At 72.4% G+C, this 13,232-nt stretch carries 12 protein-coding genes; 3 read left to right on the top strand and 9 right to left on the bottom strand.

What is annotated here, in order from left to right; translation table 11 throughout:
- Nucleotides 1-17: 17 nt before the first annotated feature.
- The 7 genes from IF29_RS48015 to IF29_RS0130425 form a co-directional block, all read right to left on the bottom strand.
- On the bottom strand, nt 18-1,454 hold the full coding sequence (locus IF29_RS48015) for a sulfatase family protein (protein ID WP_030261593.1): 1,437 nt from the start codon (nt 1,452-1,454) through the stop codon (nt 18-20).
- A 222-nt stretch (nt 1,455-1,676) separates the two neighbouring features.
- Complete coding sequence (locus IF29_RS0130450; RefSeq protein WP_030261589.1) at nt 1,677-2,609, bottom strand: ROK family protein; 933 nt, start codon at nt 2,607-2,609, stop codon at nt 1,677-1,679.
- 197 nt (nt 2,610-2,806) lie between these two features.
- Nucleotides 2,807-3,823 carry a PfkB family carbohydrate kinase gene (locus IF29_RS0130445; RefSeq protein ID WP_051726228.1) on the bottom strand — a complete coding sequence of 339 codons (1,017 nt, stop codon included), beginning with the start codon at nt 3,821-3,823 and terminating at the stop codon, nt 2,807-2,809.
- On the bottom strand, nt 3,820-5,403 hold the full coding sequence (locus tag IF29_RS0130440; protein WP_157624006.1) for a purine-cytosine permease family protein: 1,584 nt from the start codon (nt 5,401-5,403) through the stop codon (nt 3,820-3,822). The genes IF29_RS0130445 and IF29_RS0130440 overlap by 4 nt, the downstream gene beginning before the upstream one ends.
- Before the next feature lie 124 nt (nt 5,404-5,527).
- A complete protein-coding gene (locus tag IF29_RS0130435; protein WP_051726227.1) occupies nt 5,528-6,613 on the bottom strand; it encodes an ADP-ribosylglycohydrolase family protein in 1,086 nt (361 codons plus the stop codon).
- A 62-nt stretch (nt 6,614-6,675) separates the two neighbouring features.
- Complete coding sequence (locus tag IF29_RS0130430) at nt 6,676-7,410, bottom strand: GntR family transcriptional regulator (protein ID WP_030261584.1); 735 nt, start codon at nt 7,408-7,410, stop codon at nt 6,676-6,678.
- Between the two features lie 65 nt (nt 7,411-7,475).
- Complete coding sequence (locus tag IF29_RS0130425; protein ID WP_030261583.1) at nt 7,476-7,862, bottom strand: DoxX family protein; 387 nt, start codon at nt 7,860-7,862, stop codon at nt 7,476-7,478.
- A gap of 199 nt (nt 7,863-8,061) precedes the next feature.
- Between IF29_RS0130425 and sigJ the strand changes: the two genes are divergently transcribed.
- Nucleotides 8,062-8,967: an RNA polymerase sigma factor SigJ gene (gene sigJ, locus IF29_RS0130420; RefSeq protein WP_030261582.1), complete on the top strand. Its 906-nt coding sequence runs from the start codon at nt 8,062-8,064 to the stop codon at nt 8,965-8,967.
- 12 nt (nt 8,968-8,979) lie between these two features.
- Here sigJ and IF29_RS0130415 read toward each other — a convergent pair whose 3' ends face one another.
- A complete protein-coding gene (locus IF29_RS0130415; RefSeq protein WP_030261580.1) occupies nt 8,980-10,023 on the bottom strand; it encodes a leucine-rich repeat domain-containing protein in 1,044 nt (347 codons plus the stop codon).
- A gap of 174 nt (nt 10,024-10,197) precedes the next feature.
- Between IF29_RS0130415 and IF29_RS48010 the strand changes: the two genes are divergently transcribed.
- Nucleotides 10,198-11,808, top strand: a complete 1,611-nt coding sequence (locus tag IF29_RS48010; RefSeq protein WP_063757649.1) for a sensor histidine kinase — start codon at nt 10,198-10,200, stop codon at nt 11,806-11,808.
- On the top strand, nt 11,799-12,479 hold the full coding sequence (locus IF29_RS0130405) for a LuxR C-terminal-related transcriptional regulator (RefSeq protein WP_051726226.1): 681 nt from the start codon (nt 11,799-11,801) through the stop codon (nt 12,477-12,479). The genes IF29_RS48010 and IF29_RS0130405 overlap by 10 nt, the downstream gene beginning before the upstream one ends.
- A 28-nt stretch (nt 12,480-12,507) precedes the next feature.
- Here the strand turns inward: IF29_RS0130405 and IF29_RS0130400 are convergent, their stop codons facing one another.
- Nucleotides 12,508-13,068 carry a hypothetical protein gene (locus IF29_RS0130400; RefSeq protein ID WP_232242664.1) on the bottom strand — a complete coding sequence of 187 codons (561 nt, stop codon included), beginning with the start codon at nt 13,066-13,068 and terminating at the stop codon, nt 12,508-12,510.
- Nucleotides 13,069-13,232 lie beyond the last annotated feature (164 nt).

Genomic DNA, 13,232 nt, shown 5'->3' with positions numbered 1-13,232 from the left:
CCGGTCCTGACGCCGGCTCAGGCCTTGGCTTCGGGACCGGGCTCGAAGGCCGTGGGCAGCGCGCCCGGGGTGACCGGGGTGCGCTGCCCGGAGCCGGTGACCGGCAGCCGCGAGCCGTCCAGGGCCGGGTCCACGTACCGCGCGAACCAGGCGTCCAGTCGGGCGGCGAGGTCGATCCGGGTGGCGGCGTGGGCCGGGTCCGCCGCCAGGTTGTGCTCCTCACCGGGGTCCGCGGCCAGGTGGTAGAGCTCGTGCGGACCGTGCGGGTAGCGGTGCACGTACTTCCAGTCCCGGGTGCGGATCATCCGCACCGGCCCGTACTCGTCGTAGACGACCACCCGTTCGCGGTCCGCTCCGACAGTCGCGTCGGTGCCCGCGAGGATGTCGGCGAAGGAGCGGCCGGGCAGGGCCGGGTCGTGGGTGTGGTCCAGCCCCAGGTGCTCGACCAGGGTCGGCAGCACGTCGTACTGCGACAGCAGCGCGTCGCAGTGGCGGCCGCCGGGGATGCGGCCGGGCTGGGAGATCAGGCAGGGCACGATCACCGAGCTGTCGTACATGTTCTGCGGAAAGGTGCCGTTGCCCTTGCCCCAGATCCCGTGGTGGCCGGCGTTGAAGCCGTTGTCGCTGGTGAACACCACCAGCGTGGACTCGGTGAGCCCAAGCTCGTCGAGCCGCTCCAGCACCCGGCCGATGGCCGCGTCCATCGCGGTGGTCGCGGCGAAGTAGCCGACCAGCGCCTCCCGGGTGTCGCTCTCGCCGCCCACCGGGGAACCGTCCTCGGTGACCGGCTGCCAGGGGTGCGCGGGCCCCTGCGGGCAGCTGGTGAAGGCGCAGTCGGCGTAGAGGTCGGTGTACTCCTCCGGGTGCTGGCCGCGCCAGGGCTTGTGCGGGGCGGTGAAGTGCAGCGAGAGGTGGAACGGCTCGGGGCGGTCCGCCTCGGCGCTCAGGAACTGCGCCGCGTCCTCGCCCAGCGCGTCGGTCAGGTAGCGGGGCTCCTCGGTGCGCACGGCGTCCCGGTACATCGGGGCCCCGTAGTACGGACTACCGCCGCTCTCGTGCGCGTACCAGTGCACAAAGCCCTTCCGGGGACGGTCGTTGGCCCCCAGGTGCCACTTCCCGGACAGGCCGAGCCGGTACCCCGCGTCGGCCAGCAGATCGGTGAACAGCGTCCGCTCGGCCAGGAAGTCGATCCCGGTGCGACCGGCGTGGTGGTACGACAGCCAGTCGTGCACGCCGTGCTGCGAGGGCAGCTCACCGGTGAACAGCGACGCCCGGGCCGGCGAGCACACCGGTGAGGTGCAGAAGAAGCGGCTGAAGCGGACGCCCCGCTCGGCCAGGGCGTCCAGGTGCGGGGTGCGGATCTCGGGGTTGCCCGCGCAGCCCATGGCCCAGTGCCCCTGGTCGTCGGACAGGATCAGCAGGACGTTGGGACGGGCGGGATCACGGCTGGCCATGAGTCGGCCTCCTGGTGCAGGGGGTGGCTGGGCGGGTTGCATCGACGCGGCGGTGAGCAGGCCCGAAACCGGCAGTACACGGCGGCCGTTGGCTGCACCTGTCGCTGCCCACGATCATCTGCGGCGGCTGCGCAGCAGGTCAACCGCTGCAAGCGGATGAATCGACCATGAATCTCCCCCGGACACGTCGCCGCACCGCCCACCGCACCGCTCAAGAACCGCTCAAGGACCGCTCACCGGACCACCGACGAGATCACCGGCCACGAGATCACCGGCCATCAACCCGGCCCCCAGACAGCCCGCCCGGGAGCCCAGCTCCGCCGCCACGATCGAGGGCGACGGCTGGAACGGCTTCAACCGCTCCGACAGCGCCTCCCGCAGCGGGGCCAGCAGCAGTTCCCCGGCCTGGGCCAACCCGCCGCCGACGGCGACGGCCTGCGGCGCCAGCACCGTCACGCAGGTGGCCAACGCGTCCGCCAGCGCGATGACGGCCTGCGCCCACACCTTCCCGGCCACCGGGTCGCCGGCCCGCACCGCCGCCGCGACCTGCGCCGCGGTACTGCCCGGGGCCCCGCCCGCGCGCACATAGCCGGCAGCCACGCCCGACGCGGACGCCACCGTCTCCAGGCACCCCAGACCGCCGCAGCCACAGAGCTCACCGTCCGGACGCACCGTCAGATGGCCGATCTCCCCCGCACCGCCGGCCCACCCCGGGACCAGCCGTCCGCCCAGCACGACGCCGGCGGCGATACCGGTCCCCAGCGGAACGAAGAGGAAGGGGTCCTGCCCGCGCCCCGCCCCGAGCCGCTGCTCGGCCAGCGCACCGGCCCGCACATCGTGCCCGAAGGCGACCGGCAGCCCGAGCCGCTCCTCCAGACGCGCCCGCAGCGGCAGCTCCCGCCAGCCGAGATTGGCCGCGTGCACCGCCACCCCGGCACCCTCGTCCACCACACCCGGCACCACGACACCGGCCGCCAGCGGCCGACGACCGGTCAGTTCGACCGCCCGGGACACGAGCTCCACCCCCAGCCCGAGCACCCGCTCCGCCGTGGCGATCGCCCCGTCCTCACGACGGGTGGGCCACGAACCGGCCTCCAGCACGCTCCCGTCCAGCGCGAGGACCGCCGTCTTCACCTCCGTCCCCCCGACGTCCATCGCCACGACCGACTCGACCCCGACCGCACCTGACCTGCTGGGTGGCACCTGGTTCCTCCTGACTGCAGCTGTGGGAAAGCTTGGGAAAGCGCTTTCCAGCTCAATCCTGGGCCGCGCCGGACGAGCAGTCAACCAGTGGTCGCCCTGATCCGTCGACCCGGCCCCCGGACGGGCTGCGTCCGGGGGCCGGGTCGACGTCAGTCCGCGTCCCGGCGGGTGGTCGCCGTTGCCAGGAAACGGTTCAGTTCGGGGCGGTCGGGGGCGGTGGCCGGGCCGCGGCGGGTGACTGCGTAGGCTGCGGCGGCGTTGGCCTTGCGTGCGGCTTCGAGGGGGTCCGCGCCCTGGGTGAGGAAGGCCAGGAAGGCTCCTACGTGGGCGTCGCCGGCGCCGTTGGCGTCCACCGCGGTGACCTCGAAGCCCGGCAGGTGCACCGGCGCCTGGACATCGGCCCGGTCGCCGGCGGCGGGCGGTGCCACCCAGCAGCCGTCCGAGTCCGCCCGCACCACGACTCCGGCCCCGGGGCGCAGCCTGGCGCGCAGCGCCTGGGCCGCCTCGCGGCCCGATGCGCCTGCGGTCAGCAGCCCGGCCTCGCGGGCGTTGCAGCTCAACCAGTCGCACCGGGCCAGGATCCGGTCCAGCCGGGCGGGCGGGATGTCGGCCACCAGCGGTCCGGGGTCGAAGCTCAGCAGCACCCCGTCCGGGAGCCGTCCGACCAGCGCGGCCAGCGTCTCCCCGGTGGCCGGGCGCACCAGGCCGTATCCGGAGACCTGGACGACGTCGCCCGGGCGGAGCTGGGCGGCGAGGGCTTCGGTGTCCGCGTCGGTGAAGTCCGCCTCCGCGCCCGAGCTGGTCACGAAGGTCCGCTCGCCGCTGTCGACCAGGGCGATGCTGAAGCCGGTGTCCTGGCCGGTGCGTGCGGGCAGCAGCAGGTCGATGCCCTCGGCGGCCAACGAGGCCCGGGTCCGGTCGCCGAAGGTGCCGGTGCCGTGCGGACCGGCGTAGGTGCCGGGCAGTCCCAGCCTGCCGGCGGCGGACAGCAGGTTGAAGCCGCCGCCGGTGGTGAACTCGGCGGACTCGGCGAGCATGTCGCCGCCGCGTTCGGGGAGGGTCGGGATCCGGACCACCAGGTCGACCAGGACGCTGCCGGCCAGGAAGAGTCGGGGGCCGCCGGTGTTGGGCTCGGCGTCGGCCCGGGTGCGGTCGTCGGTGCTCATCGGGATCCCGTCGTGGTGGTGCTGGAGTGGTGGTCGACGGCCTGGATACGGGGGTCGAGCGGGTGTATGCCGTCCTGGCCGCCGTCGCTCCCGGCATCGCCGGTGCCGGCGGCTGCCGGGTTCCGCAGTGCGGCCTGGTCCTGGTGCTCCCGCACCACGGTGCGGTCCAGCGGACGCAGCAGCACGTAGAGCGCTGCGGTGACGACGAAGGTGACCACCCAGCCGAGCCCGCTGGCGCCGAGCCAACTGCCGGACCAGGGGCCTGAGAACCAGATGTCGGTGTCGCTGGTCTTGACCTCGGTCAGCAGCAGTCCGACGACGATCCCGACCGCCCAGGCCGCCACGGCGGCGGGGTTGACGCCCGCGCGGTACCAGTAGCGGCTGCCGCGGCCGGTGTCCATCAGGGCCTTGGCGTCGTAGCTGCGGCCCAGCAGCAGGTCGGTGCCGAAGACCGCGACCCAGGCGGTGATCGGGACCGCCAGGATGGTCAGGAACGTGGTGAAGGGGCCGTAGAAGTTCTTGGCGATCAGCATGAAGTAGACGCCGCCGACCAGGGTGACGATGACGTCCAGGCCCACCGCCACGGTGCGCTTGGCGCGGATGCCCAGGGTGACCAGGGTCAGCCCGGCGGAGTAGACCGACAGGTGGTTCGACAGCAGCAGCCCACCGACGGCGGCGATCAGGTAGGGGATCGCCATCCAGCTGGGCAGCATGGCGTTGATGGCGGCGACCGGGTCGGAGGCGGTGGCCAGCGAGGTGTCGCCGGCGGTGAGCAGCGCGCCCAGGGAGATCAGCAGGACCAGCGGGATCCCCGCCCCGAACGCGGAGGCGGCGACCAGGCGGGCGGCGGGCGTCCTGCGGGGCAGGTAGCGGGCGTAGTCCGCGCCGGCGTTGGCCCAGCCGATGCCGGTCCCGGCCGCGATCACGCCGGCGCCGGCGATCACCGCGCTCAGCGGTGCGGGGTGGGCGTGCAGTACGGCGTGCCAGTCCACCGTGGCCACCAGGAAGCCCATCACGACCAGGTTGAGCAGGCCGAACACATAGGTCGCCCAGCGGTTGATCCACATGATGGTGGCGTGGCCCAGCCCGCTGATCACCAGGGTCAGGCCGATGAATAGCAGCAGGCAGAGGATGGTGAGCGCGTCGTTCTGGTGCCAGCCGAAGGCGATGGAGACCAGCGCCAGCATGGCGTAGGCCGCGGTGGTGGTGTTGATGGTCTCCCAGCCCGCCCGGCTGATCCAGGTGATCAGCGTGGGTGCCAGGTTGCCGCGCACGCCGAAGACGGCACGGGACAGTGTCATCGCCGGGGCTCCGCCGCGTTTTCCCGCGATGCTGAGCGCGCCGACCATGGCGAACGACCCGAACGAGCCGATGACCGCAACCAGTACGGCCTGCCAGATGTTCAGCGCGTGGAACGCGACCAGACTGGCGCCCAGCGGCAGTCCCAGGATGCTGATGTTGGCCGCGAACCAGGTCCAGAACATCTGGCGCGACTGCCCGTGCCGTTCGGCGTCGGGGACAGGTTCAATGCCTCGGGTCTCTACCGTTCCCACCCGTTCGCTCGCCGTTGAGTCGCTCACGGTGGTACCTCCTTGCTCAGTGTGATGGGGTGCCCCGCAGTTGACGCGGGGTCAGGTGGCGCGGGACGGCGCGTGGCCGGCCTGTGGGGGCCGGTCATCGGGGCCCGCTGCGGGTGACGGAGGGTCAGCCGTGCGTGGCGGACCGGAGGGTGAGCAGATCGGCCGAGAGGCCGCGCAGGTCGATGCCGTTCACGGCGTCGAGGGCGGTGACGGCTTCGGCGGGCAGTGCCGCGTGGCCCGAGACGGAGCCGGCGATGGCGCAGGCGATGGCGCCGATGGTGTCGCAGTCGCCGCCGAGGTTGGCGGCGATCAGTCCGCACTGCCAGGGGTCGGCGCCGGCCAGGGTCAGGACGGCGAAGGCGGCCGGGATGGATTCCTGGCTGGCGACGCTGGTGCCGACGAGGTTGACGATCAGCTCGATCGCCTGGTCCCGGGGCACACCGGTCACCAGCCGCCGGGCCCAGCCGATGCGGGTGGCGATGTCGGCGCCGGCGACCCAGGCGCCGCGCAGCGAACCTGCGGCGGCCGCCTGTTCGGCGGCGTCCATGCACCGGTCCAGGCCGGCGCCGGACACGCCGGCGCTGACGGCGGCTGCGACGGCCGCGGCGGCGGCGATCCCGATGCCGGTGGCATGGGTGACCTGGCAGGACTCCACCACCCGGTCCAGGAACCCGTCGAGGTCGAGATCACCGTCGAGGTCGCCGTCGCGGCCTTCGGACCCGAACGGGAAGGCGATGCCGACCGGGGCGACCCGCATGGCCGCGCCGTTGGTGGTGCCGGTCCGTCCTGCCTCTTCGACCGAGGCTCCGCGGGCCACCGCGTCCAGGGCGGCCTTGGTCGAGGGACCGAGCAGGTCCAGGGAGCCGCGCGCCTTCATGGTGGCTTCCCAGTCGAGCAGTTCCCGGGCCAGGGTGTGCGGGTCGATGTGCCCGTCACCGCGGACCAGCAGCCGGCCGACCAGCACGGCCTGTTCGGTGTCGTCGGTCACGCTCGCGGCGGGCAGTCCGGCGGCGACCGGGTTGTCCGGCGGGCCCGGCTCGAACCCGGTGACCTGGCCGAAGCGGGAGGTGATGGCGGCCCGGGACATCACCTGCGTCGGCATCCCCAGCGCGTCGCCCAGGGCGAGCCCGTAGAGGGCTCCCAGAGCGCGGTCCCCCACTGCGGTGTCGGTGATGGTGGCCGTCGGGTGGAGAGCGTTCTGGTTGTGCATGCGCCTGTCCTTGACTCTGGTCATGTCGGTCGGTACTGCGGGGTGGGGTCCGTGCTGCGGGTTCAGCCTGCGGGCCCGCCGAAGGTCAGCTCCAGCCGGAAGTGTTCGGGCGACAGCCAGCTGGTGACGTGTTCGACGAAGCCGTCGTCCTGGTCCCAACTGGTCCGCTCGACCTTGAGGAAGGCCTCACCGGCAGGTCGGGCGAGCGCCGTGGCCTCGCTCGGCGGCAGCGGGGCCACCGAGGCGACCTGCCGTCCCCGACGCTGGATCAGACCGGCCGCGGCCAGGGTCCGGGTCAGCGAACCGTCCAGCAGTCCGGTGCGGGGAATCTCGGCCAGCTCCGGGACCAGGAGCGAGCGGCTGAGCTCCAGCGAGACCGGGACGTCCCCGTTTCCGTCGGAGTCCGCCAGGGACCGCACCCGGTCCAGTGCCAGGAACCCGGTCTCCTCGGCCAGCCCCAGCCGCTGCGCCAGCTCGGCGTCCAGGAGGCCCTCCAGGCGTAGCACCGTGGCCGCCAGCGGTGTTCCCGCGTAGGCGAATGCCGCGGTCCAGCCCTCGCGGTCGTCCAGCGGTGTGCCGTCGAAGGTGACCACCGAGCCGATCCCAGCCCGGGTGGCGATCAGCCCCTCGTCGCTCAGTTTCCGCAGGGCCTGCCGCACGGTGGTGCGGCTGACGGCGAAACGCTTGGTCAGCGCGTGCTCGCCGGGCAGCTGGCTGCCCTGTCGCAGCCGACCGGCGCGGATCTCCTGGGTCAGGAGATCCGCGATCCGCTGGTGCTTGCTGAGTACCTCGCTCATGCCCTCACGATAGGCATACCTATCTAGACATGTCTATAGCTGTCTAGTCCTGTTCTTTCCGCTCCTCAGCCGCCGAAGGCAGCGGGGCCGAAACGGCCCCACACGACGAAGCCGGCCAGGACGAGATAGGTCAGGTCCACCAGCACCAGGGCGGCCTCGTGCCGCCTGATCCGGGTGGCCGTGGCACCGGCCATGATCAGCACCAGGCCGAGCGCCGCCAGCGGCACCAGTACCGGCGCGATGTCGAGCACGGCGGGCAGGATCAGGCCCAGCGCGGCCAGTACTTCGAGGGTCCCGATGGCCTTCACGCCACCGCTGCTGAAGTCCTCGACCCACTGCGCGCTGTGCCCGGCCGCCGCGATCTTCTCCTTCGGCGTGACGACCTTGTAGCCGCCGCCGAGGAAGTAGGCGGCGGCGAGCACTCCGGCGACGATCCACAGAGCGATGTTCACGACGTGTCTCCTTGCGGGGTCCGTGGTCCGATGTCCGTTGTCTGCTGTCGTCCCTCTGAGACAGGGCACCCCGTCGAGCTGTGACAGCAGCGGATGTGACCTGCGTCTCCCGCCGGCGCGGCCGGGCCCGCGCCTCGGATAACCTGCTGCGCAGACAGAGCGAGGAGATCCCGTGCCAGGCACAGCAGTTGCGACGGACATGGCCGACTACCGGCCGCTGCTGTTCTCCATCGCCTACGGGATGACCGGTTCCGTGGGCGACGCCGAGGACATCGTCCAGGACGCCTTCCTCAGCGTGACCCGGGCGCAGCAGGCGGGCACCGAGATCCTCGAACTGAAGGCGTATCTCACCACCTCGGTGACCCGCCTGGGGATCAACTACCTGGGCTCGGCCCGGGTTCGCCGGGAGTCCTACGTCGGCGAGTGGCTGCCCGAGCCGGTCGTCGTATCCGCCGACCGGCCGGGGCCGGCCGAGTACGCCGAGCTGGCCGACTCGCTGTCGATGGCGTTCCTGGTGCTGTTGGAGGCCCTCTCCCCGGTGGAGCGGGCGGTGTTCCTGCTGCGCGAGGCCTTCGGGTACGGCTATCCGGACCTGGCGGCCGCCGTCGGCAAGTCCGAGACCAACTGTCGGCAGATCTTCGCCCGGGCCAGGAAGCACCTGGCCGCCGAAGGGCATGAGGTCGACAGCCCGCCGCCACCGGCCCGGCGCGCGGAGGGCGAGGAACTCGCCCGCAGGTTCTTCGCGGCCACCGCGGGCGGCGACTTGGACGCGCTGCTCGCCATGCTCGCGCCCGAGGTCGTCTTCCACGGCGACGGCGGCGGCAAGGCCCGGGCCATCGGCACGTCGCTGACCGGACTGCGGCGCGTCGCCCAACTGCTCATCGGCGGGTTCCGCCGTACCGGGAGGGTCGGCGTCTCGCTGCAGCCGGCCTTGGTCAACGGCCGTCCCGGCGCGGTGCTGTCCGACTCCCAGGGGCGGGTGGCCAGCGTGCTGGAACTCGAGATCGTCGACGGTGCGATCCGGGCGGTCCACTCGGTGTCCAACCCCGACAAGCTCAGCCACCTCGGACCGGTGTCCGATGTCGCGCTGCTGCCGGGGAACTGATCCACCCTCAGCTCACCGCAGGACGGCGCATCCGCGCTGCTCCAGCCCCTGCAACCAGTCCGGCCAGGGGTCGATGAGGTTCCAGCGCAGGTCCAGCTTCTCCAGGGCCGGCAGGTGGGCCAGCCCGGCGGGCAGGTCATCGAGCCGGTTGTTGCGCAGATCCAGATGGGTCAGCGCGGTCAGCTCGGCGACCGACTCCGGAAGTGCGCTCAAGCTGTTGTTCCGCAGGTCCAACCGGGTCAGCCGGTGCAGCTTCCCGAGGGACGTCGGGAGCGCGCTCAACCGGTTGTCCATCAGCCGGAGTTCACGCAGGTCGGCGAGGTCGCCGATGGAGTCGGGCAGGGTGGTGAGCTCATTGTCCATCAGATGGGCCTCGCGCAGGTCGGACAGGGCCCCGATCGACTCGGGGAGCGAGGCCAGCCGGTTGCGGTAGAGCCGCAGCTCCTGCAGGGCGGCGAGGTCGCCGAAGCGGGCCGGGAGGCCGGTCAGCCGGTTGTCGGTGACGTTGAGGTAGCGCAGCCGGGTCAGTCCGCACAATGTTGCTGGTACTGAGGTGAGTTGATTGTTGCTCAGGTAGAGGTAGCGGCTCAGTCCGGTGAGCCGGCCGATGGAGTCGGGCAGCGAATCGATGCGGTTGTGCCCCAGATCGAGCGTGTGCAGCTCGCTGAGACCTCCGATCGTCTCGGGGATCTCCTGGAGCTCATTGTCCGCCAGGTTCAGGGTGCGCAGCGTGTGCAGTCCCCCGATGGCCGCCGGCACGGAGGTCAGCCGGTTCCGGTAGAGGCTGAGCAGTTCGAGCTGCGGGAGCTGGAGCACTACCTCCGGGACCGCCGCCAACCCGTTGCCGTCCAGGCGCAGTTCGGTGAGCGAGGGCAGCGACTTCAGCTCGCCGGGGAGGTCGGCGATCGTGGTGAACGACAGGTCGATAGTGCGCAGCAGGCCGAGTCCCTCCGGCCCCAGGGCCGGGACCTCCGCAAGGCCCTGCCCCCGGGCTGACAACCGGGTGACGACCCCCTGTTCGTCCCGGCCGATTCCGGTCCAGCCCGTTGCCGTCATGGGCACCAGCCTAGGGGGTGGTTCCGGCGGAGGTAGGTGTAGGCCTACCTGGTGAGTGGGTTCCGGTCCATGGCGTCCGCCCGGTCCGGGCAGCAGCATGATCCCAGGTCGCAGCGTGCGGCCCGGGAGAAGCCGGACGAGACAGGACGGGGGCCGACTATGTGGCCGTTTCCGATGCCCACAGGGGCCTGGCCGCAGGGCGTGATCATGGCGTTGACCGCGCTCTGCGCGCTGGCGGCCTTCAGGGTGGAGCGGGCGCCGGAGCGCCCGGTGCGAGCGGCGGGTCCGGTCACGCGGATCGGCTGGCCGGTCCTCGCCGCGCTGGTGGGCATGGCCGCCTACGGCAGCGTGTCCGTGCTGGTGGTGGACCTGCACAACCCCGGAGCGCACGGCAACTCGGTCTTCGTGAACGTACCGGACCTGGCCTCGGTCGGGGTGCTCCCGGTGGCGCTGCTGCTGGCGGGCCTGCTGGCGACCATGCTGCTCCGGCAGGGGCCGGCGCCCAGGCCGGGTCTGCTGCCGGTGGTCGCGGTCGCGAGCGGTGAACTGCTGGTGGGGGTGAACGCGGTCGCGCACGGGCACACCCTGCGGCTGGATCTGCTGCCGGCGGTCCTCGGCGTCCTGGTGCTGGCCGCAGTCGCCGGAATCGGGCTGGTCCGACCGGCGGCGGGCAGGGCGGGGCGCCCGGCCGGGAACGAGGCGGCACGATCCGCGCGCTGGGCGCTGCTGCTGCCCGCCGTCGTGGTGATGCTCGGTGGCCTGTCCAGCCTCGATCCCTGGTCGGCCGCACCGCCGGACGCCGGGATCGGTGGCGCGGTGACCGCCTACTTCGTCGGGCTGGCGCTCCTGGCGGCCACCGTGGTCCTGCTGGTGCGCAGGCCGCGGGCAGCGGCGGACCTGGCGGTCCTGGGTCTGCTCGGGATCGGCGTGAACGGCATCGTCCAGGGCATCTTCGGTCGTTCCCTGGTGGTGCGGACCTTCGGCGCCGGCAGTTGGCCGGTGTCGGGCTTCTCCGCCGACGCGGCCAACCATCTGGTGGTGCTCGGCGGGATCCAGGGGACGCTGCTGCTGGCCCTGGGACTGCGGCTGCTGCCGCTGACCGTGCTGCCGGACGCCAGGCGGCTGCTCGGGCGCGAGCCCGATCCGGCGCTCGCCCGGCGGGTGCGGGTGCTGACCGAGACCCGGGCCGAGGCGGTCAGCTCCGCGGCCGCGGAGCTGCGCCGGATCGAGCGCGACCTGCACGACGGCGCCCAGGGGCGGCTGGTGGCCATCGGGATGAACCTGCTGACCGCCGAGGAGATCCTCCTCAGCAGCCCGCAGGAGGCCGTCGCACTGGTCGCGGAGGCCCGGGTCTCGTCGGCGGCGGCGCTGGAGGAACTGCGCAGCCTGGTCCGCGGGATCTACCCGCCGGTGCTGGCCGACCGGGGCCTGGGCGAGGCGGTCCGGGCGCTGGCGCTGGACCTGCCACTGCCCTGCGTGACCGAGATCGAGCCGCTCGGAGAGCTCGGCGCCCCGATCGAGTCGGCCTGCTACTTCGCCGTCGCCGAGGTGGTCACCAATGCCGTCCGGCACGCCTCGGCGAGCAGCCTGCGGATCTCGATGGCCCGGACCGGCGGGCAGTTGCGGATCGAGGTGGTCGACGACGGCGTGGGCGGCGCCGATCCAGCCGCGGGCAGCGGACTGGCCGGGGTGGAGCGACGGCTGGCGGCCTTCGATGGCATCCTGGCGATCAGCAGCCCGCCCGGGGGCCCGACGATCGTGGTCATGGAGGTGCCGTGCGGATAGTCGTCGCGGAGGACCTCTTCCTGCTCCGCGAAGGGCTGGTCAGGCTCCTCAAGGCCCGTGGGTTCGAGATCGCGGCGGCCACCGACAGCGCGCCGGGCCTGCTGGCCGCACTCCTGGAGTTCCGGCCGGACCTGGCGATCGTGGACATCCGGCTGCCGCCCACCCACACCGACGACGGGCTCCGCGCGGCACTGTCCGCGCGGCAGCAGATCCCCGGTCTGCCGATCCTGCTGCTGTCGCAGTACGTCGAGCAGATCTACGCCCGGGAACTGCTCGCCGACCAGGCCGGAGGGGTCGGCTACCTGCTCAAGGACCGGGTGTTCAGCGACGGCCAGTTCGTCGACGTGATCCGTACGGTCGCCGGCGGCGGCACCGTCATGGATCCCGAGGTGGTCACCAAGCTGTTCGGCCGCAGCGGGCGCAGCGAACCGCTGTCCCGGCTCACCGACCGGGAGCGCCAGGTCCTGGAGCTGATGGCCGAAGGGCGCTCCAACAGCGCGGTCGCGCACCGGCTCTTCATCAGCGAGAAGGCCGTGTCCAAGCACAGCACCAGCATCTTCACCAAGCTGGACCTGGCCCCCTCCGACGACGACAACCGCCGCGTACTCGCCGTCCTCGCCTACCTCATGGCCGTCCCGCGCGACGGAGGGACTCCGCCCGGGACCCGTTGAGGCGGATCCCGGGGCGCGGCGGGGGGCGTCACGGGCGCAGCCCGACCTGCTTCAGGCCGATGCGGCTGAGGTCGTCGATCACGGACGCGTCGCCCCGGCGCCAGGCGTCGGCCAGGCCGCCGGGCGGGATCTCGACCGTGGCCAGGTTGCGCAGCGGGCCGGTGAGCGCCCGGAGCGCGAAGAGGTCGGCGCCGCCGGGGGCGTCCAGCAGTCGGCGAGCGTTGACCGTTCCGCGGATCCAGTGGATCCGGGGCGGCAGCCAGACCAGCAGTACCAGCAGTACCGGCACCGCGATCAGCACGAACGCCACCAGGAACGCCAGGTGACTGACCGTGTGCTGCACCGACTCGCCCGCCGAGGCCAGGCCGTTGCCGGCCCCGGCCGCCGACAGCAGCGGCCGCTTCAGGGTGTCCCCCACCAGCGGCACCCTGGCCGCGGCGTTGCCCGCGTCGTTCAGTCCGCCGGCGAGCTGGTCACCGGCGCTCTGCGCCGCCCGCCCCGGAGCGGCCAGCCGCATGATCACGTCATGGATCAGCAGGGCGAACCACACCGACACCGCGATCACGGCCAGGGCCAGCAGGTCGGCCACGACCTGACGGGTCCTGCGTGCAGGGATCTGCGAATAGATTCTCAAGGTCTCGTCCCGCTCCGCACTGGGTTGTCACCGGTCATTGAGAGAGAGGGTGCTGCGCACTGCGTCTGCCCAGGCTAGGGCGTTCCGTGCGCAATTCCGGCTCAATACCGGCCAGGGGT

Source organism: Streptacidiphilus jeojiense, from assembly GCF_000719095.1.
Taxonomy (GTDB): Bacteria; Actinomycetota; Actinomycetes; order Streptomycetales; family Streptomycetaceae; genus Streptacidiphilus; species Streptacidiphilus jeojiensis.
Note: the sequence above shows the minus strand (reverse complement) of the source record. Positions and strands in the feature narration are given on the sequence as shown.